Origin of the sequence: Pseudomonas sp. St316 (assembly GCF_018325905.1) — a bacterium.
In the GTDB taxonomy this organism is placed as follows: domain Bacteria; phylum Pseudomonadota; class Gammaproteobacteria; order Pseudomonadales; family Pseudomonadaceae; genus Aquipseudomonas.
This window is the reverse complement of the sequence record NZ_AP021901.1, coordinates 1,192,502-1,216,020: the sequence shown is the minus strand read 5'-3', so window position 1 is coordinate 1,216,020 and position 23,519 is coordinate 1,192,502. Positions and strand designations below refer to the sequence as shown.

Annotated in this window: 20 protein-coding genes and 1 other RNA gene; 3 read left to right on the top strand and 18 right to left on the bottom strand. The window is 61.9% G+C overall.

Going from position 1 to position 23,519, the window contains the following annotated elements:
• The 3 genes from KI237_RS05395 (at position 1) to KI237_RS05385 (ending at position 3,758) form a co-directional block, all read left to right on the top strand.
• Positions 1-675 carry a heavy metal response regulator transcription factor gene (locus tag KI237_RS05395; RefSeq protein ID WP_135847079.1) on the top strand — a complete coding sequence of 225 codons (675 nt, stop codon included), beginning with the start codon at positions 1-3 and terminating at the stop codon, positions 673-675.
• Positions 668-2,029 carry a heavy metal sensor histidine kinase gene (locus KI237_RS05390; protein WP_283246291.1) on the top strand — a complete coding sequence of 454 codons (1,362 nt, stop codon included), beginning with the start codon at positions 668-670 and terminating at the stop codon, positions 2,027-2,029. Before KI237_RS05395 ends, KI237_RS05390 begins: the two co-directional genes overlap by 8 nt.
• Positions 2,030-2,261: 232 nt before the next feature.
• Positions 2,262-3,758, top strand: a complete 1,497-nt coding sequence (locus KI237_RS05385) for a sensor domain-containing diguanylate cyclase (RefSeq protein ID WP_212799093.1) — start codon at positions 2,262-2,264, stop codon at positions 3,756-3,758.
• A gap of 149 nt (positions 3,759-3,907) precedes the next feature.
• Here KI237_RS05385 and lpxC read toward each other — a convergent pair whose 3' ends face one another.
• From lpxC to rsmI, 18 genes are all read right to left on the bottom strand, one after another.
• Positions 3,908-4,819, bottom strand: coding sequence for a UDP-3-O-acyl-N-acetylglucosamine deacetylase (gene lpxC, locus KI237_RS05380; protein ID WP_030139673.1), 912 nt, complete (start codon positions 4,817-4,819; stop codon positions 3,908-3,910).
• Between the two features lie 112 nt (positions 4,820-4,931).
• Complete coding sequence (ftsZ, locus tag KI237_RS05375; protein ID WP_003205341.1) at positions 4,932-6,125, bottom strand: cell division protein FtsZ; 1,194 nt, start codon at positions 6,123-6,125, stop codon at positions 4,932-4,934.
• Positions 6,126-6,225: 100 nt separating this feature from the next.
• Entirely contained in the window at positions 6,226-7,485 is a 1,260-nt protein-coding gene (gene ftsA, locus KI237_RS05370) for a cell division protein FtsA (protein WP_003205342.1), read from the bottom strand.
• A gap of 15 nt (positions 7,486-7,500) precedes the next feature.
• Positions 7,501-8,367, bottom strand: a complete 867-nt coding sequence (locus tag KI237_RS05365) for a cell division protein FtsQ/DivIB (protein WP_212799092.1) — start codon at positions 8,365-8,367, stop codon at positions 7,501-7,503.
• 3 nt (positions 8,368-8,370) lie between these two features.
• Positions 8,371-9,336, bottom strand: coding sequence for a D-alanine--D-alanine ligase (locus KI237_RS05360; RefSeq protein ID WP_212799091.1), 966 nt, complete (start codon positions 9,334-9,336; stop codon positions 8,371-8,373).
• A complete protein-coding gene (gene murC, locus KI237_RS05355) occupies positions 9,333-10,793 on the bottom strand; it encodes a UDP-N-acetylmuramate--L-alanine ligase (protein WP_135847086.1) in 1,461 nt (486 codons plus the stop codon). Before murC ends, KI237_RS05360 begins: the two co-directional genes overlap by 4 nt.
• Positions 10,786-11,856, bottom strand: coding sequence for an undecaprenyldiphospho-muramoylpentapeptide beta-N-acetylglucosaminyltransferase (murG, locus tag KI237_RS05350; RefSeq protein WP_212799090.1), 1,071 nt, complete (start codon positions 11,854-11,856; stop codon positions 10,786-10,788). Before murG ends, murC begins: the two co-directional genes overlap by 8 nt.
• The gene (ftsW, locus tag KI237_RS05345; RefSeq protein WP_502937077.1) at positions 11,846-13,063 is read right to left on the bottom strand and encodes a putative lipid II flippase FtsW; all 1,218 of its coding nucleotides are present in this window, start codon (positions 13,061-13,063) and stop codon (positions 11,846-11,848) included. The genes murG and ftsW overlap by 11 nt, the downstream gene beginning before the upstream one ends.
• Complete coding sequence (gene murD / locus KI237_RS05340) at positions 13,060-14,406, bottom strand: UDP-N-acetylmuramoyl-L-alanine--D-glutamate ligase (RefSeq protein WP_212799089.1); 1,347 nt, start codon at positions 14,404-14,406, stop codon at positions 13,060-13,062. The genes ftsW and murD overlap by 4 nt, the downstream gene beginning before the upstream one ends.
• A gap of 5 nt (positions 14,407-14,411) precedes the next feature.
• On the bottom strand, positions 14,412-15,494 hold the full coding sequence (gene mraY / locus KI237_RS05335) for a phospho-N-acetylmuramoyl-pentapeptide-transferase (RefSeq protein ID WP_212799088.1): 1,083 nt from the start codon (positions 15,492-15,494) through the stop codon (positions 14,412-14,414).
• Positions 15,494-16,861: a UDP-N-acetylmuramoyl-tripeptide--D-alanyl-D-alanine ligase gene (locus tag KI237_RS05330; RefSeq protein ID WP_212799087.1), complete on the bottom strand. Its 1,368-nt coding sequence runs from the start codon at positions 16,859-16,861 to the stop codon at positions 15,494-15,496. Before KI237_RS05330 ends, mraY begins: the two co-directional genes overlap by 1 nt.
• A complete protein-coding gene (locus KI237_RS05325) occupies positions 16,854-18,317 on the bottom strand; it encodes a UDP-N-acetylmuramoyl-L-alanyl-D-glutamate--2,6-diaminopimelate ligase (RefSeq protein ID WP_212799086.1) in 1,464 nt (487 codons plus the stop codon). Before KI237_RS05325 ends, KI237_RS05330 begins: the two co-directional genes overlap by 8 nt.
• Entirely contained in the window at positions 18,317-20,056 is a 1,740-nt protein-coding gene (locus KI237_RS05320; protein ID WP_212800557.1) for a peptidoglycan D,D-transpeptidase FtsI family protein, read from the bottom strand. The genes KI237_RS05325 and KI237_RS05320 overlap by 1 nt, the downstream gene beginning before the upstream one ends.
• Positions 20,056-20,349, bottom strand: a complete 294-nt coding sequence (ftsL, locus tag KI237_RS05315) for a cell division protein FtsL (RefSeq protein ID WP_003178214.1) — start codon at positions 20,347-20,349, stop codon at positions 20,056-20,058. The genes KI237_RS05320 and ftsL overlap by 1 nt, the downstream gene beginning before the upstream one ends.
• On the bottom strand, positions 20,346-21,293 hold the full coding sequence (rsmH, locus tag KI237_RS05310; protein ID WP_003205354.1) for a 16S rRNA (cytosine(1402)-N(4))-methyltransferase RsmH: 948 nt from the start codon (positions 21,291-21,293) through the stop codon (positions 20,346-20,348). Before rsmH ends, ftsL begins: the two co-directional genes overlap by 4 nt.
• On the bottom strand, positions 21,290-21,745 hold the full coding sequence (gene mraZ / locus KI237_RS05305; RefSeq protein ID WP_003205355.1) for a division/cell wall cluster transcriptional repressor MraZ: 456 nt from the start codon (positions 21,743-21,745) through the stop codon (positions 21,290-21,292). Before mraZ ends, rsmH begins: the two co-directional genes overlap by 4 nt.
• Before the next feature lie 308 nt (positions 21,746-22,053).
• Positions 22,054-22,406: RNase P RNA component class A (gene rnpB / locus KI237_RS05300), an RNA gene on the bottom strand.
• A 74-nt stretch (positions 22,407-22,480) separates the two neighbouring features.
• Positions 22,481-23,386 carry a 16S rRNA (cytidine(1402)-2'-O)-methyltransferase gene (rsmI, locus tag KI237_RS05295; protein WP_212799085.1) on the bottom strand — a complete coding sequence of 302 codons (906 nt, stop codon included), beginning with the start codon at positions 23,384-23,386 and terminating at the stop codon, positions 22,481-22,483.
• Between the last annotated feature and the right edge of the window lie 133 nt (positions 23,387-23,519).

The window sequence follows — 23,519 nt, the reverse complement described above, 5'->3', positions numbered from 1 at the left end:
ATGCGCGTTCTGATTATCGAAGACGAAGAAAAAACCGCGGACTACCTGCACCGTGGCCTGACCGAACAGGGCTATACCGTGGACGTGGCGCCGGACGGCATCGAGGGGCTGCACCTGGCCCTGGAAACCGACTACGCGGTGATCGTGCTCGACGTGATGCTGCCGGGCCTGGACGGCTTCGGCGTACTGCGGGCCCTGCGCGCCCGCAAGCAGACACCGGTGATCATGCTCACCGCCCGGGAACGGGTCGAGGATCGCATCAAGGGCTTGCGCGACGGCGCCGATGACTACCTGGGCAAGCCCTTCTCCTTCCTCGAACTGGTAGCCCGCCTGCAAGCCCTGACGCGTCGCAGCGGCGGCCATGAACCGGTGCAGGTGAGCATCGCCGACCTGTGGATCGACCTGATCAGCCGCAAGGCCACACGCGCCGGCCAGCGCCTGGACCTGACGGCCAAGGAGTTCTCCCTGCTCAGTGTGCTGGCTCGCCGCCAGGGTGAAATCCTCTCGAAAACCGCCATTGCCGAAATGGTCTGGGACATCAACTTCGACAGTGACGCGAACGTGGTGGAAGTGGCGATCAAACGCTTGCGAGCCAAGCTCGATGGACCGTTCGAGCAGAAGCTGCTGCACACGATTCGCGGCATGGGCTACGTGCTGGAGAGCCGCAGTGAGTAACAGTCTCGCCCTGCGCCTGAGCGCAATGTTCACGCTGGTGGCCGCGTTGGTGTTCCTGTTGATCGGCGGTGCGCTGTACCAGCAAGTTGCGAAGGGCCTGGGCCTGTTGCCGGAAGCCGAACTCGATGCGCGCTACAGCGTGCTGGAATCGACGGTCGGGCGCTATGGCACCCCCGAACACTGGGTGAAGATCAATAACAAGCTGCGGCTGTTGGGGGAAGAAGACAAACGCATCCAGTTCTGGATCGTCAGCGGCGACCCACGCTTTGAATACGGCGCCCCTGATGCGCAGATCCGTGCCTTCGCCGAGGGCCCGCTGGGCAAGCGCGACTTGAAACTGCCCCACCGGCCGTATCCGATGAAAGTGCTGGTGAGCCAGTTTCCGGCCAAGGACCAACGCCCACCGCTGCGCTTCATGATTGGCATCGACACCGAGACCTTCTACCAGACCCAGCATCGCCTGTTGGTGGCGCTGGTGAGCCTGGCGATTATCGGCGTGCTCCTGGCTTCGTTGCTCGGCTACTGGGTCGCGCGCATCGGCCTCAAGCCGCTGATCAAGCTGTCCGATGAAGCCCTGCGCCTGGCCCCGCCCCGCCTGTCCGGGCGCTTGCAGCTATCACCCTTGCCGCCGGAGCTGAGCCAGTTCGTCAGTTCCTTCAACGCCACCCTCGACCGGGTCGAACAGGCTTACTCGCGGCTGGAATCGTTCAATGCCGACGTCGCCCATGAATTACGCTCGCCCCTGACCAACCTGATCGGCCAGACCCAAGTGGCACTGACCCGGGGGCGCTCGGCCGAACACTACTTCGAAGTACTGCAATCGAATCTCGAGGAGTTGGAGCGGCTGCGCTCGATCATCAACGACATGCTGTTCCTGGCCAGCGCCGACCAGGGCAGCAAGGCCACCAAACTGACCAGCACCTCCCTGGCCGGCGAAGTAGCGACCACCCTCGACTACCTGGACTTCATTCTCGAAGACGCCCAGGTCCAGGTCCGGGTCAGCGGCGATGCCCAGGCCAACATCGAGATCGCCCACCTGCGTCGGGCGCTGATCAACCTGCTGAGCAACGCCGTACAGCACACCGCCCCAGGGCAAGTGATCGACGTGCACATCGAAGCCCTTGGCGACCAGATCACGCTCGCGGTCACCAACCCCGGAGAACCGATTGCCGGCGAGCACCTGCCGCGCCTGTTCGAACGCTTCTATCGCGTCGATGCCTCGCGCAGCAACAGTGGCGCCAACCATGGGCTGGGGCTGGCCATCGTCAAGGCGATCGCACTGATGCACGGTGGCGATGTATTTGTGCTCAGCGACCAGGGCACCAACACGTTCGGGATCCGCTTGCCAGCCTGAGACAGCCATAAAGGTTCGATCTTTTCCTGCACTGAATGCTGGGCGAAAGCCAACTCGGTCAAAATCGACTGACCGCAGCCTCCGGCAGCTCCTACCCATTTATTGCGCAAACACTGATTGCCCGCCCTCACCGATCCAAGCACAATCAGCAAAAGGCCAGCATCTGGTTCATTGCCGGTTTGCAATCCTTTGGGACGGATCCCAGCCACATGACAATGCAGACATCGGCCCCATGAGCGCGCGCAGTGCGACACCCGGCAACACCCCGCCTTCGATACGTTCGGAACGGGTACTCGTACTGGCCAGCTCGCTGGTTGTCATTGCGATCCTGAGCATCGTGACGTTCCTGTTGATTCGCGAACATGCCGCCGCACAACAGGAAGCGACGCGTGCGGCGACCAATATCGTGCAACTGATTGACGCCGATGTGCTGCGTAACGCGGAGCTCTACGATCTGTCGCTGCAAGGTTTGGTCAGCGCAGCCAAACGCGAAGACCTGAAAGACATATCGCCGGCGATTCGCCATTTGGCGCTGTTCGACCGGGCCACCGCCGCCCCCTACAAAGGCGACATCCTGCTGCTGGACAAACACGGCGATGTGATCGCTGACTCCGCCTCTATCACGCCGCGCAAAGGCAACTATGCCGATCGGGAGTATTTCCAGTCCCATGTCCAGGATCCAAGCCCGAGCATGATGATCAGCCGTCCATTCCGCTCCAGAAGTCATGCACAGGAATGGAGCATCAGTTTCAGCTATCGACTGAGCGACGAACGAGGCGAATTCATGGGCGTGGCCGAGGCCGCGATGCGCCTCAACTACTTCAACCAATTGTTCAAGAGTCTGAACATCGGTCATGGGGGTACGGTCAACCTGGTCAGCCGCGATGGGATTGTGTTGGCCCAGGAACCGCCTCTGGCCGACGACATGATTGGCAAGGATTTCAGCAAGCGACCGAACTTCGTACGCATTCTGCGCGAAGGTAACGGCAGTTTTACCAGCATTTCCAGTGTCGACCAGACGCAGCGCCTGTACACCTTTTCCCAGGTGGGCAGCCTGCCGTTAATCGTCGTGGTGGCGCTCTCCTCTCAAGAGGTGTTCGCGTCATGGCAACGCACGGCATTGCTGGTCAGTGGCGCCACTGGCGCACTGTGCATCGGTTTGCTCTGGCTCACCTGGCTGCTGCGCCGCGAATTGCGACGCCGCTACAGAGCTGAACGGGAATTGGCCCAACTGGCATCCGTCGACTCCCTTACAGGACTGGCCAACCGGCGGACTCTGGACGAGACGTTGCAACAGGAATGGCTGCGCGCCCAACGTTCGGGGCAACCTTTGTCTGTGCTGATGATCGATGCCGATCACTTCAAGGCATTCAATGATCGCCATGGCCATCAACGCGGTGATGATGCCTTGCGAGCCTTGGCACAGTTGATCGGCAAACATGTTCGTCGCCCCGCCGACCTGGCGGCACGCTACGGGGGCGAGGAATTCTCGGTGGTGCTGCCGGAAACCACCACGGCTGGCGCGTTCACCATGGCCCAGCACATCCGCGAGGCGGTGGAACAGCTGCCACCGGTGACCGAGGGTGAAGCGCCGATGACGGTGAGTATCGGCATCGCCACTTGGGTAAACGGACCGTATGGCGAGCTTCAACAACTGTTGTTCGCCGCGGACAAGGCGCTGTACCAAGCCAAGGCCAGCGGACGCAACCGCGTCGTCTGCGCCATGTAAAAAACCGCCACAGGACCGCCCCCCTGTGGCTAGGGGATAAATCCCCTCGCCACAAAAGCGGTCGCCACAGACACTCCCCCAGATAAATGACCAGCCATAAAAAAAGGCTACCCAAAGGCAGCCCTTAAAAAACTAGAGAGGTTTTTTGCTTACACGGCCGCTACAGGGCGCATGTAAGAGATTGGCGCGGTGCTGGCGTCTTCGAACGTCACGACTTCCCAAGCATCTTTCTGCTCAATCAACTTGCGCAGCAGCTGGTTGTTCAGTGCGTGGCCGGACTTGAAGCCCTTGAACTCACCAATCAGGCTATTGCCCAGCAGGTAGAGGTCGCCGATTGCATCGAGGATCTTGTGCTTGACGAATTCGTCTTCATAACGAAGGCCGTCTTCGTTCAATACACCATCGGAATCGACCACGATCGCGTTTTCAACACTGCCGCCGAGTGCGAGGTTGTGCTTGCGCAGGTACTCGATGTCACTCATGAAACCAAAGGTACGGGCGCGGCTGACTTCTTTTACGAACGAAGTACTGGAAAAATCCACGCTTGCACTCTGGGTGCGGTCACGGAAAACCGGGTGATCGAAATCGATCTCGAAACTCACCTTGAATCCTTCGAAAGGGACAAAAGTGGCGCGCTTGTCGCCATCTTCCACAGTCACTTCCCGCAGGATGCGGATGAACTTCTTGGCCGCGTCCTGCTCTTCCAGGCCAGCCGATTGAATCAGGAATACGAAGGGTCCGGCACTGCCATCCATGATCGGGACTTCGGACGCGGAGAGCTCGACGTAGGCGTTATCGATGCCCAGGCCAGCCATGGCCGAGAGCAAATGCTCCACCGTGTCCACTTTGGTGTCACCGTTGACCAATGTGGTCGACATCGTGGTTTCACCAACGTTTTCCGCGCGTGCAGGAATCTGCACCACAGGGTCGAGGTCGGCACGACAAAACACAATGCCAGTATCGACAGGCGCGGGCTTGAGGGTCAGGTAGACCTTCTCGCCGGAGTGCAAGCCGACGCCTGTGGCACGGATAATATTCTTCAGGGTGCGTTGTTTAATCATGGCATGGGCCGCTTCAGCGCAAATTGCGAACTGGTATCAACAAAGGCTGGCGATGATAGCAGACCAGACCTTTGCTGAACACCAATCACCCGTATCCCCCTGATACATTTCATCAATCGGCCTGACGACGCAGGAAGGCTGGGATGTCCAGGTAATCCAGATCGTCTTGCGGATTCATCTTCGCGGCAGTCGCAGTACCGGCCTGGGCCTGGTTGCGCATGACGGTCGGACGGTCCAGGTCACGGTAGTTCACCGCAGGTGCTTCCTGACGCGAAGCCACTTGTTGTTGCGGTTGCGAAGCCATGGAAGTGTGAACGGTGTTGTCGATGACCTTCACAGGCTTCTCGATTTTCGCGCCCAGACCCGTGGCAACCACGGTAACGTGCAACTCGTCGCGCATGTCCGGATCGATAACGGTACCGACCTTGACCATCGCGTGCTCGGAAGCGAAGGCTTCGATGATGCTACCCACGTCGGAGTACTCACCCAGGGACAGGTCAGGACCGGCGGTGATGTTCACCAGGATGCCACGTGCACCTTGCAGGTTCACGTCTTCGAGCAACGGGTTGCGGATGGCCGCTTCGGTGGCCTCGCGTGCACGGTTCGGACCGCTGGCGCAGCCAGTGCCCATCATCGCCATGCCCATTTCGCTCATGACAGTCCGTACGTCGGCAAAGTCGACGTTGATCATGCCTGGACGCTTGATGATGTCGGAGATACCGCGAACGGCACCGGCCAGTACGTCGTCAGCCTTGGCGAAAGCCGACAAGAGGCTCGCGTCTTTACCCAGGATGGTCAGCAGCTTCTCGTTGGGAATGGTGATCAACGAGTCGACGCTTTCAGACAGCAGACGAATACCTTCGTCGGCGATCTGCATACGCTTGCGGCCTTCGAAAGGGAACGGACGAGTCACCACCGCAACGGTGAGGATCCCCATTTCCTTGGCCACTTCAGCGATGATTGGCGCCGCACCGGTACCGGTGCCGCCGCCCATGCCCGTGGTGATGAACACCATGTTGGTGCCTTGCAGGACTTCAGCGATGCGCTCACGGTCTTCGAGAGCGGCCTGACGACCGACCTCAGGGTTGGCGCCCGCGCCCAGGCCTTTGGTCACGCCAGTGCCCAATTGCAGGATGGTCCGCGCACCGATGGATTTCAGTGCCTGGGCATCAGTGTTGGCGCAGATGAATTCAACGCCTTCAATGTTGCTCTTGACCATGTGGTTGACAGCGTTGCCGCCGCCACCGCCGACACCGATTACTTTGATAACCGGGCTAGCGGGGATGTTGTCTACGAGTTCAAACATTTTCCCTCTCCTTAACATTCTCTAGTTTTTTTCGCCTACTGCGTTTGCTGCGTCTTCCAGCGCCAAGCCTGAAACTTGCCGCGTGAAGCTTTAAAACCGTTTAAAAATTGCCTTTGACCCACGCCTGGAGCCGCTCGAACAGCGGTGCCTTGGGCTCGTCGCTGCTGTAGCTGTCGCGGCTGCCTATCCCTGAGAACGAGATCCCGTCGGACTGCTTCTGCAGGCCGTACATCAACAGGCCCACGCCGGTGGAATAGATCGGGTTGCGGACCACGTCATCCAGGCCCTTGACGCCATGGGGCACGCCCAGGCGCACCGGCATGTGGAAAATTTCTTCGGCAAGCTCGACTGCGCCTTCCATCTTCGACGTACCGCCGGTCAGCACGATGCCAGCCGGGATCAGGTCTTCGTAGCCACTGCGACGCAGTTCGGCCTGGATCAGCGTGAACAGCTCGTCGTAGCGAGGCTCGACCACTTCGGCCAGGGCCTGGCGGGACAGTTCGCGCGGTGGACGGTCGCCGACGCTCGGCACCTTGATGGTTTCACCGGCACCGGCCAGTTTCGCCAAAGCGCAGGCGTAGCGGATCTTGATTTCCTCGGCATACTGGGTCGGGGTGCGCAACGCCATAGCGATGTCGTTGGTCACCTGGTCACCGGCAATCGGGATCACGGCCGTGTGGCGGATGGCGCCTTCGGTGAAGATCGCGATGTCGGTGGTGCCGCCGCCGATGTCCACCAGGCACACGCCCAGCTCTTTCTCGTCGTCGGTCAGCACCGAGTAGGCCGAGGCCAGTTGCTCGAGGATGATGTCGTCGATTTCCAGACCGCAGCGGCGCACGCATTTCTCGATGTTCTGGGCCGCGTTCACCGCACAGGTCACCACGTGGACCTTGGCTTCCAGGCGCACGCCGGACATGCCCAGGGGCTCACGCACGCCTTCCTGGTTATCGATCACGTAATCCTGCGGCAGGGTGTGCAGCACACGCTGGTCGGCCGGGATCGCCACGGCCTGGGCCGCGTCGAGTACGCGCTCAAGGTCGGCGGAGCTGACTTCGCGATCACGAATCGCCACGATGCCGTGGGAGTTCAGGCTGCGGATGTGATTGCCCGCCACGCCGACGAACGCCGAATGGATCCGGCAACCGGCCATCAGTTGCGCCTCTTCGATGGCGCGCTGGATCGATTGCACGGTGGACTCGATGTTCACCACCACGCCTTTTTTCAAGCCGCGGGACGGGTGTGTACCGATCCCGACGATGACCAGCGTGCCGTCGTCCGCGACTTCGCCTACCAGCGCCACCACCTTGGAAGTGCCGATATCAAGACCGACGATCATTTTTCCGCTTTGCACGTTTGCCATGGGTCCTGCCTCTTCTTAATTCTTCGCGACGGCGGGTTCGGCCGTCGTCGGCGCTACAGGTTCCCGCCAGCCAACAGCCAGGCCGTTGGCGTAGCGCAGATCGATGCGCGCAATGTTCGTAATCTGTTCTTTGAGCGTCTTGTCATAGATGGCAATAAAACGGCGCATCTTTTCCACCAGGTTCCCGCGCCCGAGCAACAGCTCGATGCCCGGCCCCGAGCTGCCCGCGCCAGTGGTCAGGAACCAACTGCCGCGCTCACGCAATTCCAGGCGCGCGATGGAGAAGCCCAATGGCCGCAACATCTGGCTCAACACCTGGTATTGCTGCATGACTTGCTGCTGGGCCCGTTGTGGACCGAACAGTTGTGGCAAATGTTCATAGTTGGCCAGTTCCCGCGGCGTAAACGCCTGGCCCTGGTTGTTCAACAACGACTCGTCGCCCCAACGGGCCACCGGCAATTGCTCTTCCAGGCGGATCGACACCTGGTCAGGCCACACCCGCCGGACTTCGGCGTGGGCGATCCAAGGCATCTGTTCCAACTCCGTGCGCATGCCCGCCAGGTCGATGGTGAAGAAACTCGACGCGACGAACGGGGCAATCCGCTGCTGCACGGCCTGCTGGCTGATGTAGCTCAGGTCGCCCTGGACGTTGATGCGGGCGATCGGCCGGTCGGCATAAGGCAGCAACCGTTGTGCGCCTTCATACGTACCGAATCCCAACACCACCAGCAGCACCGGCCAGAACAAGCTCTTGAGAAAACCAAAATTGGCTTTCGGCAAGCGCGCCGACATCGGCTCTTTAGCCACCATTCGGCTGGCACCCCGCGGCACCGGCTTGCGAGCGGGTGCGGATGGCTGATGACGAAGCGATGCGCCTTGCATGGCTTAACCTCTTGGCTCTTGATGGCCGATGCTGGCGGCCAGGATCGACAGCACCAGTTGCTGGAAATCCAGACCGGCGGCGCGAGCAGCCATCGGCACCAGGCTGTGATCGGTCATGCCAGGCGCGGTGTTGACTTCCAGGAACCAGAACTGCCCATCGGCGTCCTGCATCACGTCTGCCCGACCCCAACCGGCAATACCCAGCGCCTCACAGGCCTTGGCCGTGAGGTCCATCAGTTCTTTTTCCTTGGCGGCGTCCAGCCCGCAGGGAATGCGGTACTGGGTATCGTTGGCGACGTACTTGGCGTCGTAGTCGTAGAACGTGTGGGGCGTGCCCAGCGCAATCGGGGGCAACACCTGGTCACGCAGGGTGGCGATGGTGAACTCGGGACCGGTGATCCATTGCTCGACCAACACTTGCGAATCGTAGGAACTGGCGTCTTTCCATGCCACGGTCAACTCAGGCAGCGAATTCACTTTCGCCATGCCGATACTTGAACCTTCATGGGCCGGTTTGACGATCAAAGGGAAGCCCAGTTCCGTGGCCGCCGAAATACAGTCGGCCTCGGACGCCAGCACGGCGTGACGCGGCGTTGGAATACCAAGGCTGTGCCAGACCTGCTTGGTGCGCAGCTTGTCCATCGCCAGGGCGGAAGCCAGGATGCCGCTGCCGGTGTAGGGAATGCCCAGGCATTCGAGCAGGCCTTGCATGCTGCCGTCTTCACCACCGCGACCGTGCAGGATGATGAACGCGCGGTCGATCTTTTCGCTCAGCAGGCGCTGCAGGAAATCGTCGCCCACGTCGATGCCGAACGCGTCGACACCGGCGCTTTGCAGGGCTTGCAGCACAGCATTGCCGGACTTGAGGGACACCTCGCGCTCGGCGCTCTTGCCGCCGAACAGCACGGCAACGCGGCCGAAGGCTGTCGGGTCAAGGGTCGAGACCAGGTTGGCGTAGGCAGCAGTCATTTCAGTTTCCCCTCGCTGGAGGCCACGATGGCACCGGCGAATAACGGACTTTTCAACAGTTTCGGGGCCAGGCCACCGATGTCACCGGCGCCCTGGCACAGCAGGATGTCGCCGGCGCGCAGCAGCGGCTTGACCAACGGCGCGAGGTCCACGCCGCGTTCGATGTAGATCGGGTCCAACTGGCCGCGTTGGCGAATGCTGTGGCACAGCTGGCGGCTGTCAGCCCCCGGAATCGGCTCTTCACCGGCCGGGTAGACTTCCATCAACAGCAGCACGTTGGCGTCGGCCAGCACCTGGACGAAGTCGTCGTACAGGTCGCGGGTGCGGCTGTAGCGGTGCGGCTGGTAGACCATCACCAGGCGCCGTTCCGGCCAGCCACCGCGCACGGCCTTGATCACCGCCGCGACTTCGGTCGGGTGGTGGCCATAGTCGTCCACCAGCATCACATTGCCGCCATCCACCGGCAGTTCGCCGTAGACCTGGAAGCGCCGGCCCACGCCCTGGAACCCGGACAGGCCCTGGACGATGGCTTCATCGCTGACGCCTTCATCGGTGGCGATGCAAATGGTGGCCAGTGAGTTGAGTACGTTGTGGTTGCCCGGCATGTTCACCGAGACATCCAGCGGCTCACGGTCCGGGCGCAGCACGGTGAAGAACGTTTGCATGCCCTGCTGGCGCACATTGATGGCACGCACGTCGGCTTCTTCGCCAAACCCGTAGGTCACGGTCGGACGTTTGATCAGAGGCAGGATTTCGCGCACCACCGGGTCGTCCAGGCACACCACCGCCAAACCGTAGAACGGTAGGTTGTGCAGGAACTCGACGAAGGTTTTCTTCAGTTTGTTGAAGTCACCGTCGTAGGTCGCCATGTGGTCGGCGTCGATGTTGGTCACCACGGCCACCAGCGGTTGCAGGTGCAGGAAACTCGCATCGCTTTCGTCAGCTTCGGCGATCAGGTAGCGGCTGGTGCCCAACTGGGCATTGGTGCCTGCGGCATTCAGACGACCGCCGATCACGAAAGTCGGGTCCAGGCCACCGGCCGCGAACACCGAGGCGATCAGGCTGGTGGTGGTGGTCTTGCCGTGGGTACCGGCGACGGCGATGCCGTGGCGATAGCGCATCAGCTCAGCCAGCATCTCGGCCCGTGGTACCACCGGGATACGGCGTTCCAGGGCGGTGGCGACTTCCGGGTTGGACGTGTTAACAGCGCTGGAAACCACCAGCACGTCGGCATTGGCGGCGTTCTCGGCACGGTGGCCGATAAAGATCTGCGCGCCGAACGACTCCAGGCGCTCGGTAACCGGGGACGCCTTCAGGTCGGAACCCGAGACCTGGTAACCCAGGTTCAGCAACACCTCGGCAATCCCGCACATGCCCACGCCGCCGATACCGACGAAGTGGATGCGGCGGATGCGGCGCATTTCCGGTTGTGGCATGGCTTTGCGATTCTCAACCATGGGCCACCTCCAGGCAGGTATCGACCACTTGGGTCGTGGCATCGGGTTTGGCCAGGCGGCGGGCGGCGCGGGCCATGTCTTCTAGTCGTTGCGGCTGCATCAAAACCTCTGTCAGGCGGGCGGCAAGATCCGCGGCGCCAGTCGTTCTTTGCGGCATCAGGAAGGCAGCGCCTTCACGGGCCAAATAATCGGCGTTACGGGTCTGGTGATCGTCGATGGCGTGGGGCAAAGGCACCAGCATCGAGGGCAGACCGGCGGCAGCCAGTTCACTGATGGTCAGCGCGCCTGCGCGGCAGACCACCAGGTCGGCCCAGCCATAGGCTTGGGCCATGTCTTTGATGAAAGGCTGCACTTGCGCCTCGACGCCTGCGGCGCGGTAGCGCTCGGTGGTCACTTCATCGTGGTTCTTGCCGGCCTGGTGAAACACTTCCGGGCGCAGTTCGGGGGCGACCTGGGACAGGGCTTCGGGCAGCAATTTGTTCAACGGTTCTGCCCCCAGGCTTCCGCCCAGGATTAGTAAACGCGCTTTGCGTCCAGCCAGGGCCGGGCGCGGTGTATCGAAAAACAGCTCGGTACGCACCGGATTACCGGTGGTGCGGCGGCTGCCCGACAGGGTAAAGGTGTCGGGAAAGGCTTCACAGACCCGGGCGGCCAACGGCACCAGTAACCGATTGGCGGTACCGGCCACGGCGTTCTGCTCGTGAACGATCACCGGCACACCGGCCAATTTCGCCGCAACACCGCCAGGACCGGTCACATAACCGCCAAACCCGACCACGCACACCGGGCGCAACCGACGGATGATCGCCCGCGCCTGCCAGATCGACTTGAGCAGCATCAGCGGTGCCTTGAGCAGCGACAGCTTGCCCTTGCCCCGCAGGCCGCTGGCGTCGATCCGGTGCAGTTCGAGGCCGGCGCCGGGCACCAGTTCGTTCTCGATACCCCGTGGCGTGCCCAGCCAGTGCACGGTGTAGCCGCGCGCCTGGAACTCCCGGGCACAGGCCAGCGCCGGGAATACATGCCCGCCGGTACCGCCCGCCATGATCAGCACGTTAGCGCCCATGAGTCGGCTCCTCGGCGAAGTCGCTCTCCTGGAATTCCATCTCTTCGCTGCCCAGATGGGTTCGACTCTCCCATTCGATGCGCAGCAACAGGCCCAGACAGGCGCAGCAGATCACCAGGGAACTGCCGCCGTAGCTGAGGAACGGCAGCGTCAAACCCTTGGTCGGCAACAAACCGACGTTCACGCCGATGTTGATCAGGAACTGGCCGATCCACAGGAACGACAAGCCATACGCCACATAAGCGGCAAAAAACTGCTTGGCCTTCTCGGCCCACAAGCCGATGTACATGCCGCGCACGCAGACGAATACGAACAAGGCAACGGTGCACAAGGAGCCGACCACCCCCAACTCTTCGGCCAGCACCGAGAACACGAAGTCGGTGTGGGCTTCCGGCAGGTAGAACTGCTTCTGCACGCTGTTGCCCAGGCCTACGCCCAGCCATTCGCCGCGACCGAAGGCGATCAGTGCCTGGGTCAATTGATAGCCGGAACCGAACTGGTCGGCCCACGGGTCGGTAAAAGTAATCAGGCGCGCCATCCGATACGGTTGCGCCTGCACCAGCACCGTCACGGCGGCCACCGCCAGCGCCACCATCAGGATGAAGCGAAACAGCCCGACGCCCCCCAGGAACAGCATGGCCGCAGCGGCGCCCATCATCACTACCGTGGCGCCGAAGTCCGGCTCCATCAGCAGCAGGCCCGCCATCGGCAGCAACACGATGAACGGCTTGAAAAAGCCCATCCAGCTCTCGCGCACTTCTTTCTGGCGACGCACCAGGTAACCGGCGAGGAAAATCACCACGAAGACCTTGGCAATTTCCGAAGGCTGCACGTTGAAGAAGCTGAAGCCGATCCAGCGCATCGAACCGTTGACCTCGCGGCCAATCCCCGGCAACAGCACCATCACCAACAGGCCGAAGGCGCCGAGCAGCATCATCCAGCCCAGGCGTTGCCAGGTGGCGATCGGCACCATCATGGTGACGATGCACGCACCCAAGCCGATCACCAGGTAAATCAGGTGGCGGATCATGTGGTAAAGCGTGTTGCCCGACTGCACGGCGGCGACTTCCGACGACGCGGAGGTGATCATCACCAGGCCCAGGCCCAGCAAGGCCAGGCAACCGGCGAGCATCGGGAAATCCAGGTCGATACCGCGCCCGGTGATCAGCGGCGACGGGTACGGCTTGATGATCTTCATCAGGCTCATGCCAAGTCCTCCGCGGCCCGGGCGAACAACTGCCCGCGCTCTTCATAGTTCTTGAACATGTCGAAACTGGCGCAGGCCGGTGACAACAGCACCGCATCGCCCGGTTGCGCAAGAGCGCGGCATTGCTGCACCGCCTCGTCCAGCGAACCAACGCGAACCAGCGGCACGGCATCGCCGAGGGCCTGGGCGATCAATTCGCGGTCGCGGCCCATCAGCACCACGGCACGGCAGTTGGCCGCCACCGGGTCGCGCAGGTCCTTGAAGTCGGCGCCCTTGCCGTCGCCGCCGGCGATCAGCACGAGCTTGCCTTCGATGTCCGCGCCCAAGCCTTCGATGGCCGCCAGTGCGGCACCGACGTTGGTGGCCTTGGAATCGTTGTACCAAGCCACGCCATCGAGGTCGCGCACCCACTGGCAGCGATGTTCAAGACCGGCAAACGTACGCAGGGCCGAGAGCATGGCGTCGAACGGCAGGCCGACCGCATGCCCCAAGGCCAGGGCCGCCAAGGCATTGGCCTGGTTGTGGGCGCCACGAATTTTCAGCTCGCGCACCGGCATCAGGTTCTGGAATTCGAAGGCCAGGTATTTCTCGCCATTCTCTTCGCGCAGCCCGAAGCCTTTGAAGTCCGGCACGCCCAGGCCGAAGGACCAGCACGGCATCCCCTCGCCCAACAACGGACGAGTCAGAGCATCCTGGCGGTTGAACACCACTTGCCGGGCACCTCGGAAGATCCGGTGCTTGGCCAGGTGATAAGCCGGCAGGCCGCTGTAGCGGTCCATGTGGTCTTCGCTGACGTTGAGCACGGTCGCCACTTCGGCGCCCAGGTGGTCGGTGGTTTCCAGCTGGAAGCTCGACAGTTCCATCACGTACAGCTCGACGTCGTCACTGAGCAGGTCCAGCGCCGGGGTACCGAGGTTGCCGCCCACGGCGACGCGCTTGCCGGCTGCTGCCGCCATCTCGCCCACCAGGGTGGTGACGGTGCTTTTCGCGTTGGAACCGCTGATGGCGATGATCGGCGCCTTGGCGTTGCGCGCGAACAGCTCGATGTCGCCGGACAATTTGACGCCACGGGCAGCGGCCGCCTGCAGGGCCGGAGTCGCCAGGGCCAGGCCGGGGCTCACGTAGAGCTCGTCGGCGCGGCACAGGAATTCGACGTCCAGCTCGCCACAACGCACGTCCACCTGCGGATAGTCACGGCGCAGCGTGGCCAGCTCAGGTGGATTTTCCCGCGTATCGGCGACGGCAAACGACACGCCCCGGTTCGCCAGGAAGCGAACCAGGGACATGCCGCTCTTGCCGAGGCCGACAACGATGCGGAAGTGGTCAGAAGCGATCAGAGACACTCGTTCTACCTCAGCTTCAGGGTGGCAAGGCCGACCAGTACCAAAATCACGGTGATGATCCAGAAACGGACGATCACGCGCGGCTCGGGCCAGCCCTTGAGTTCAAAGTGGTGGTGGATCGGCGCCATGCGAAATACCCGGCGGCCGGTCAATTTAAAGGACGCAACCTGAATGACGACTGACAGGGTTTCCATCACGAACACACCGCCCATGATGAACAGGACGATTTCCTGGCGAACGATGACCGCGATGGTGCCCAGGGCCGCGCCCAGCGCCAGCGCGCCGACGTCACCCATGAAGACTTGCGCCGGGTAGGTGTTGAACCACAGGAAACCCAGGCCGGCACCAATCAGCGCTCCGCAGAACACGATCAGCTCGCCCGCTCCAGGCACATAGGGAATCAACAGGTATTCGGCGAACTTCACGTTACCCGACAGGTAGCAGAAGATCCCCAGCGCACCGCCCACCATCACCGTTGGCATGATCGCCAGGCCGTCAAGGCCGTCGGTGAGGTTGACCGCGTTGCTCGAACCGACGATGACCAGGTAGGTCAGCACGATGAAACCTGCGCCCAGCGGGATGCTGTAGTCCTTGAGCATCGGCAGGATCAGGGTGGTCTCCACCGGCGACGCGGCGGTCATATAAAGGAAGATCGCCGCGCCGAGGCCGAATACCGACTGCCAGAAATACTTCCAGCGGCTTGGCAGCCCACGGGAGTTCTTCTCGATGACCTTGCGGTAGTCGTCGACCCAGCCGATGGCGCCGAACAGCAAGGTCACCAGCAGCACGACCCAGACATATCGGTTCGCCAGGTCGGCCCAGAGCACGGTGCTGATGCCAATGGAGGAGAGAATCAGCGCGCCGCCCATGGTCGGCGTACCGGACTTGGACAGGTGCGATTGCGGACCGTCGTTACGGACCGACTGGCCGATTTGCAGGTTCTGCAGGGTGCGGATCATCCACGGGCCCAGGAACAGCGACAACGACAGCGCGGTCAGCACACCCAGGATCCCGCGCAGGGTCAGGTACTGGAAGACCGCGAAGCCTTTGTAAAACTGTTGCAGGTACTCCGCTAGCAGCAGCAGCATTAATGTTTCTCCGTGGAGGCGCCGCACAGCGCCGCGACGATGTTTTCCATCGCTGCGCTGCGTGAGCCCTTGATCAATAAGGTGGTGTTCGGATCCTGCTCGGCGCCCAGGGCCTGGATCAGTTCGGCCTGAGTGGCGAAATGCCGTGCGTGCTCGCCAAACGCAGCGACCGCATGGGCCATCATCGGGCCGACCGCATACAGCGCGTCGACCTTGCCGCGCGCATAGGCACCGACGTCGTGATGCCCCTGTTGCGCCCACTCGCCCAGTTCGCCGATATCGCCCAGCACCAATACGGTACGGCCGGAGAAACCGGCGAGGATATCCACGGCCGCGCACATGGACGACGGGTTGGCGTTATAGGTGTCGTCGATCACGCGCATGCCGTTGCTGGCCAGTTGCGCGACGGAGCGCCCCTTGACTGGCTGCACCGCGTTCAACCCGGCGACGATGCCCGGCAGGGACACGCCCAGTGCATGGGCGGCAGCCGCCGCGGCCAGGGCGTTGGCAACGTTATGGGTGCCGAGCAGGTTCAATTGCACCCGCTCGGCGCCATCCGGGCTGTGCAGGTTAAAGGCCGGGCAACCGCGAGCGTCGCGGTCCAGGTCGCTGGCATAGAAATTCGCGGCGAGGTTGCTCAGGGCAAAGGTCAGCACCTTGCGCTCGCCCGCCCGGGTCTTCCAGATTTCGAAGGCCTTGTCGTCGAGATTCAGCACGGCGACGCCATCGGCATCCAACCCCTCGATGATCTCGCCCTTGGCCTCGACGATTTTTTCCGGGCCGCCGAATTCGCCGACATGGGCAGTCCCGGCGTTGTTGAGCACCGCCACATGCGGTTTGGTCATGCCCACGGTATAGGCAATCTCGCCGAGCCGCGAAGCGCCCAGCTCGATGACGGCGGCGCTGTGTTCCGGCGCCAGCTCCAGCAGGGTCAGTGGCACGCCGAGGTCGTTGTTCAGGTTGCCACGGGTCGCCAGCACCGGACCGCGGGTACGCAGGATGCTGGCAAGCATTTCCTTGACCGTGGTCTTGCCGCTGGAGCCGGTGATGGCCGCAACCGGGTTGCCATACGCCGCGCGGTTCAGCGCACCGAGCTGGCCCAGGGCCTGGCGGGTGTCATTGACCAGCAATTGGGGCAGCGTGCTGTTGGTCACTTCACGCTCGACCAGGGCCGCGACCGCACCTTTGCCCGCAACGTCGTTCAAGTAATCGTGACCATCGAAACGCGGCCCAGCCAGGGCGACGAACAATTGCCCCGGCGCGATCGCCCGACTATCGATGCTGACGCCGTTGAAGGTGGCGTCCGCGGCGATGAGGCGCGCGTTCAGGGCATTGGTCAGTTCGCTGAGCTTCAGGGCCTTAAGCATGGGCCACCTCCCACGCGGTCAGGGCGTGATCGGCTTCCACCAGATCGGAGAAAGCATGGCGTTCGCCGTTGATTTCCTGATAGTCCTCGTGCCCCTTGCCGGCCAGGACGATGACATCGTCCACCGAGGCACTGGCGATCAGCTGGGCGATGGCCTGGCCGCGACCGGCGACGAAGGTGACGTCATCCACAGCCGTAAAGCCGGCGCGGATGTCGTCGAAAATCCGCTGCGGGTCTTCGGTCCGAGGGTTGTCGTCGGTGACCAGCACGCCGTCTGCCAGCCGCTCCACCACTTCGGCCATCAATGGGCGTTTGCCGCGATCACGATCGCCACCGCAGCCGAACAGGCACAGCAACTTGCCCTTGGCGTGAGGACGCAGGGCCGTGAGAACTTTTTCCAACGCGTCGGGGGTATGGGCGTAATCGACCACGACCAGTGGTTGAGTCCCACCGCCCAAACGCTGCATGCGACCGGCCGGGCCCTCGAGCTTCGGCAAGACCTTGAGAATTTCGTCCAGCGCGTAGTCCAGGCCGAGCAAGGCGCCGATGGCCGCCAATACGTTGCTCAGGTTGAAACGGCCGAGCAAGGTGCTGCGCAAATGGTGTTCGCCCTGGGGCGTGACCAGCGTGGCGCGCACGCCTTCGTCATTGAATTGCGCCTGGCGTACATAAAGGTAGGCGCTGGCATCTTCCAGGCTGTAGGTGATCAACCGCGACTCGCGCTTTTCGGCAGCCAGTTGCCGACCGAATTCGTCATCGAGGTTGATGACCCGGCACTTCAGATCATTCCAGGCGAACAGCTTGGCCTTGGCTTCACCGTAGGCCTGCATGGTGCCGTGGTAATCCAGGTGATCCCGGGACAAGTTGGTCAACACCGCGACATCGAACGCCAGGGCGGTCACACGGCCCTGGTCCAAACCGTGGGAAGAGACCTCCATGGCAACGGCCTTGGCACCGGCCTTCTTCAGGTCCGCCAGGGTCGCTTGCACGGCAATCGGGTTCGGCGTGGTGTGCAGGCCACTTTCCAGGGCGCCATGAAAACCGTTACCCAACGTGCCGACAATGCCGCAATGCTGGCCGAGCAGGTCGAGGGCCTGGGCCACCAGTTGGGTGACGCTGGTCTTGCCGTTGGTGCCGGTCACGCCCACCAGGTTCAGGTGACGACTCGGGTCGCCATAGAAACGCCCGGCGATGTCCGACAGCTGCGCCGCCAGGCCCTTGACCGGAATCAGCGGCATGTCGGTGATCGGCAGCACGGTCGCGCCTTGCACTTCATAAGCCACGGCAGCCGCGCCACGCTTCAGGGCGTCGGCAATATGGTCGCGACCATCGACACGAGCACCTGGCACCGCCAGGAACAAGTCCCCGGCGCGTACATTGCGGCTGTCCAGGGCCAGTTCACGAATCAGCAGATCGTGACCGGCGTGGGCAAAAATCTTGTTCAGGCTCAGGGACATCAGCCACGCCCTCCTTCGGCTTTCAAGGGAACGACCGGTGCGGTATTGGCCTGCTGGGTCGGCGGCAGGTTGTCCGGGGTAATGTTCATCAGGCGCAGGGTGCCGGACATCACTTTGCTGAACACCGGCGCCGAGACCAGGCCACCGAAGTAGCCGGCCTTGCTCGGTTCATCGATGACCACGACGATGGCGTAGCGCGGATCGCTCATCGGGCCGAAACCGGCAAACAGCGAACGGTAGGAGTTCTCGGCGTAGCCCTTGGTGCCCACGGAGGTCTTGCGGGCCGTACCCGACTTGCCAGCTACGTGATAGGCCGGTACCTGAGCGCGGAAAACGCCCCGCGGCGCCTCGATCACCTGTTGCAGCATGCCCTGCATGGTCTTGGCGACGTTCTCCGGGATCACCTGGGTGGTCTGCGGTGCCTTGTCGGTCTTGATCAGGGTCAGCGGGGCGATACGCCCGTTGTTCGCCAATGCGGAGAACGCGTGGACCAGTTGGATCGCCGTCACGGAAACACCGTAGCCGTAGGACAACGTAGCGGTTTCAGCCTTGCGCCAGTCACGGTAGTTCGGCAGATTGCCGACACGCTCGCCCGGGAAGCCCAGGCCGGTGTCCTGGCCGAGGCCGATTTTCTGGGCCAGGCGATAAATCGTCTCGCCGCCGATATCGAAGGCGATCTTGCTCATGCCCACGTTACTGGAGTTGATCAGGATGCCGGTCAGGTCGAGCACCGGGCCTTCGGTCTTGGACACGTCACGAATGGTGTACTTGCCGATCTGCAAGGTGCCCGGGTAAACCTCGACGGTGTCGCTCGGTTTCCAGCGCCCGGTTTCCAGGGCGGCGGCCATGGACACGGCCTTCATGGTCGAACCTGGCTCGAACACGTCGATCATCGCGCGGTTGCGCATCATCGCCGGTTGCAGGTTGCGACGGTTGTTCGGGTTGTAGGTCGGCTGGTTGACCATCGCCAGGATCTCGCCGGTCTTCACATCCATGATCACCAGGCTGCCGGCCTTGGCACCGTTCTCGACGATGGCATTGCGCAGTTCACGGTTGGCCAGGTATTGCAGGCGCAGGTCAATGGACAACGCCAAGGGCTTGCCGGCCTTGGCGTTTTTGGTGACTTGGACATCCTTGATCAGCCGGCCGCGCCGGTCCTTGATGACCTGGCGCTTGCCGGCGACCCCGGCCAGCCATTCGTCATAGGCCAGTTCGACACCTTCGCGCCCTCGGTCATCAATGTCGGTAAACCCGACCATATGGGCCGTGACTTCACCGGCCGGGTAGAAACGCCGGAACTCTTCGATGCCGTAGACGCCCGGTACTTTCAGGTCGAGCACGCTCTGGCCCTGTTCGGGGGTCAACCCGCGCACCAGATAAATGAATTCCTTGTTGGCCTGGGCTTCGAGGCGCTCGGTCAGGGCCTTGGGATCCTGCCCGAGGGCAGCGGCCAGTGCCGGCCATTTTTCCTTGGCCAGTTGCATTTCCTTGGCGTTGGCCCACAAGGTGGTCACCGGGGTACTCACGGCCAAGGGTTCGCCATTGCGGTCGGTGATCAAGCCACGGTGAGCCGGGATCGGAATATGACGCACGCTGCGAGCATCGCCCTGCCCCTTGAGGAAATCACGGTCGACGACCTGCAGGTCGATGATGCGCCACGAAATGGCCGCGACCATGATCCCGAGCAAGCCCAGGACCAGACGAAACCGCCACGGGAACAGCGCCCCCTCGAGTTTCATCATGGCGCCACCATCTGCACTTCGGCGGCGCCGGGAATGCGCATTTTCAGCTGCTCGGTGGCCAACACTTCGATACGGCTATGGGCGGTCCAGGTGCTCTGCTCCAGGATCAACCGGCCCCACTCGGCCTGCGCCTTGTCGCGCACGCTCAGTTCGTTGTAGAGGGTATTGAGCAACTGCCGGTTCCAGTGCGCGCTATAGGACACGGCGATGGCCGACACGAGCACGCCGATAAACAGCAGCAGCATGAAAAAGCTGCCGCCGGGCAGTGGCTTGGCGAAGAGCTTGCTCACCGCAACTTCTCCGCGACACGCATGACGGCGCTACGGGCCCGTGGGTTGGCCTTGAGTTCAGCCTCGGAGGCGAACTGCGCTTTGCCATGGATCTTGATTTTTGGCACGAAGGCTTCGAAACGCACCGGCAGGTTGCGCGGCAGGTTATCGGCTTCGCCCTTGGTGAGCTTGCGCATGAACAGCTTGACGATGCGGTCTTCCAGGGAATGGAAGCTGATCACCACCAGCCGACCGCCGATCTCCAGCGCTTCAAGCGCCGCTTCGAGACCGACTTCCAGATCGCCCAGCTCGTTATTGACGTGGATGCGCAAGCCCTGGAAAGCACGGGTCGCCGGGTTCTTGCCCTTTTCCCAAGCTGGGTTGGCAACCTTCAGCACCTCGGCCAGGTCGCCGGTGCGCTCGAAGGGCTTGATGTCGCGTCGCTCGACCACGGCGCGGGCCATGCGGCCGGAGAAACGCTCTTCACCGTATTCCTTGAAGACACGGGCGATTTCTTCCACCGGGGCAGTGTTGACGAATTCAGCGGCACTGATACCACGGGACGGATCCATGCGCATGTCCAGCGGGCCGTCATTGAGGAAGCTGAAGCCGCGCTCCGGGTCGTCCAGTTGTGGCGAAGACACGCCCAGGTCGAGCAGCACGCCACTGACCTTGCCGGCCAAGCCACGCTCGGCGACTTCCGAAGCCAGCTCGGCAAAGCTGCGTTGCACAATGACAAAGCGGCCGTCTTCGGCCGCCAGCGCTTGCCCGGTGGCAATCGCTTGAGGATCCTTGTCGAATCCCAGCAACCGGCCACCCGGACCGAGCTTGCTGAGAATCAACCGGCTGTGTCCGCCACGCCCGAACGTACCGTCCAGATAGCAGCCATCAGGACGTACGGCGAGAGCCTCGACGGCTTCGTCAAGCAGTACGGTGATGTGGTTAAAGCCGCTATCAATAGTCACAGGATCAAATCACGCAGTTCATCAGGCATGGCGCCCGGTTGTTGAATAGCAGCGAGGTCGGCGGCAGAAACCGCATTCCAGGCATCTTCGTCCCACAGCTGGAACTTGTTCAGTTGGCCCACCAGCATCGCGCGCTTGTCCAGCTTGGCGTACTCGCGCAGGCGCGGTGGAACCAGGAAACGACCGCTGCCATCGAGTTCGAGGTCGACGGCATTACCGATCAGCAAGCGTTGCAGGCGGCGGTTTTCTTCCCGTAGCGAAGGCAGTGCGCGCAGTTTGGTTTCGATGATTTCCCACTCATCGAGAGGGTAAACACACAAACATGGGTCAACAGCGTCGATCGTGACTATTAACTGCCCCGAACTTCGCGAAACGAGCTCGTCACGATACCGGCTCGGCATGGCGAGACGGCCTTTTGCATCGAGACTGATAGCGTTAGCTCCGCGAAACACGTCTGCGTTTCTCCACTTTTTGGCGTTTTACCTTCAAAAAAACCCACTTCATGCCACTTTCCGCCACTTGCGCACACTATAGGAATGCGCCCACCGCACCGTCAAGGCGCGGATTGAAGGAAAAGCCTTATAGATCGGAGATTTAGGAGCGTTTCAGGAGGGGTAACAAGAATCTGACGTAGGAAATTTCACCTCAACCCGAGGAAGCACAGGAGGCTGCGCGCACAAGTTAAAGTAATTTGTTAAGAGTAAGATTTTTTTGGTCTTAGGAACTGCGTCTGCCAGTGATTCAGGCAGGAGGGGAAAAGGTGGAGAGTCGATCTGTAAGCCGGGTTCTGTCTTGAACAGTCATTCGTCTACGATGGCCATCACTGGACATCTTTAGCAACCTACCCGGTCCCAGCGCGGGCCACGCCTTGGGACCCTATTTGGTCTTGCTCCAAGTGGGGTTTACCTAGCCACGAACTGTTGCCAGCCGTGCGGTGCGCTCTTACCGCACCTTTTCACCCTTACCGGCGCCGAAGCGCTTAGGCGGTTATTTTCTGTGGCACTTTCCGTAGGCTCACGCCTCCCAGGCATTACCTGGCACTTCGCCCTATGGAGCCCGGACTTTCCTCCCCCCCTAATTCTCATAGAGGGCAGCGACTGTCCGATCGACTCTCCGCCGCGAAGGTTAACGGTAGAGCGCTTGAAGAACAAGCGCTAAAAGCCTTGGGCCAGCCCTGCGCCCCGCTTTCACTGATCCTTCTGTTTTTCCAGTGCGACCTGGTACAGCACATTCTTGCGCTCGCCAGTGATCTGCGCCGCAAGGGCCGCGGCACGTTTGAGGGGCATTTCCTCGAGCAGCAGGTTCAGGATGCGCATCGCTTCGCTGCTGACAGCCTCTTCACTTTCCGGCGCCGTCCACCCCGCCACCAGCACAACACACTCGCCACGCTGCTGGTTGCTATCGCTTTCGACAAACGCCCGCAACTGCGCCAACGGCAACCCCTTGAGCGTTTCGAAGGTCTTGGTCAACTCACGAGCCAACAGCGCCGGACGCTCGGGACCGAACACCGACTCCATGTCTTGCAGGCATTCCAGAATGCGGTGCGGCGCCTCATAAAAGATCAGCGTGCGCGGTTCTTCCTTTATAGCCTCCAGACGCGCCCGTCGCCCCACCGCCTTGGCCGGCAGGAAACCTTCGAAGATGAAACGGTCCGACGGCAAGCCTGCCGCCGACAGCGCTGCGATCAACGCACAAGCGCCCGGCACCGGCACCACGCTGATGCCCGCCGCCCGAGCCTGACGCACCAGATGATAGCCAGGGTCGGAAATCAGCGGCGTACCCGCATCGGAAATCAGCGCGACGTTATCGCCTGCCAACAGCCGGGTAATGAAACGACTGCCTTCATCGCGCTCATTGTGTTCATGACAGGCCGCCAACGGCGTCGAAATGCCGAAATGTTGCAGCAGGCGCTGGGAGTGGCGCGTGTCTTCGGCTGCGATCAACGCAACTTCCTGCAGGATTTTCAGCGCCCGGGCACTGATATCGTCCAGGTTGCCGATGGGCGTCGCCACCACATAAAGCGAGCCGGCAGCGGAGTTCAAAGCACCTGGAGCAGTCAAGACACATACCTCATGATCGGTAAAAACCGCCATTGTAGCGTGTAGCGGCCGTCTCGGCTGCGCAGGTAGGCACTGACGAGCGAGGCGAGGCTGCGATCTTTCCCCAGACACTTGAATCCCAAGCGAAAGATCAAAAAATCGCGGGCTGCGCCAGCGCCTACAGAGC

Excerpts from the sequence above, each read along its gene's own strand:
- KI237_RS05395 (WP_135847079.1), top strand. The coding sequence starts at position 1 with ATGCGCGTTCTGATTATCGAAGACGAAGAAAAAACCGCGGACTACCTG.
- KI237_RS05385 (WP_212799093.1), top strand. The coding sequence starts at position 2,262 with ATGAGCGCGCGCAGTGCGACACCCGGCAACACCCCGCCTTCGATACGT.
- lpxC (WP_030139673.1), bottom strand. The coding sequence starts at position 4,819 with ATGATTAAACAACGCACCCTGAAGAATATTATCCGTGCCACAGGCGTC.
- ftsZ (WP_003205341.1), bottom strand. The coding sequence starts at position 6,125 with ATGTTTGAACTCGTAGACAACATCCCCGCTAGCCCGGTTATCAAAGTA.
- ftsA (WP_003205342.1), bottom strand. The coding sequence starts at position 7,485 with ATGGCAAACGTGCAAAGCGGAAAAATGATCGTCGGTCTTGATATCGGC.
- KI237_RS05365 (WP_212799092.1), bottom strand. The coding sequence starts at position 8,367 with ATGCAAGGCGCATCGCTTCGTCATCAGCCATCCGCACCCGCTCGCAAG.
- KI237_RS05360 (WP_212799091.1), bottom strand. The coding sequence starts at position 9,336 with ATGACTGCTGCCTACGCCAACCTGGTCTCGACCCTTGACCCGACAGCC.
- murC (WP_135847086.1), bottom strand. The coding sequence starts at position 10,793 with ATGGTTGAGAATCGCAAAGCCATGCCACAACCGGAAATGCGCCGCATC.
- murG (WP_212799090.1), bottom strand. The coding sequence starts at position 11,856 with ATGGGCGCTAACGTGCTGATCATGGCGGGCGGTACCGGCGGGCATGTA.
- ftsW (WP_502937077.1), bottom strand. The coding sequence starts at position 13,063 with ATGAGCCTGATGAAGATCATCAAGCCGTACCCGTCGCCGCTGATCACC.
- mraY (WP_212799088.1), bottom strand. The coding sequence starts at position 15,494 with ATGCTGCTGCTGCTAGCGGAGTACCTGCAACAGTTTTACAAAGGCTTC.
- KI237_RS05330 (WP_212799087.1), bottom strand. The coding sequence starts at position 16,861 with ATGCTTAAGGCCCTGAAGCTCAGCGAACTGACCAATGCCCTGAACGCG.
- KI237_RS05325 (WP_212799086.1), bottom strand. The coding sequence starts at position 18,317 with ATGTCCCTGAGCCTGAACAAGATTTTTGCCCACGCCGGTCACGATCTG.
- KI237_RS05320 (WP_212800557.1), bottom strand. The coding sequence starts at position 20,056 with ATGAAACTCGAGGGGGCGCTGTTCCCGTGGCGGTTTCGTCTGGTCCTG.
- rsmI (WP_212799085.1), bottom strand. The coding sequence starts at position 23,386 with ATGGCGGTTTTTACCGATCATGAGGTATGTGTCTTGACTGCTCCAGGT.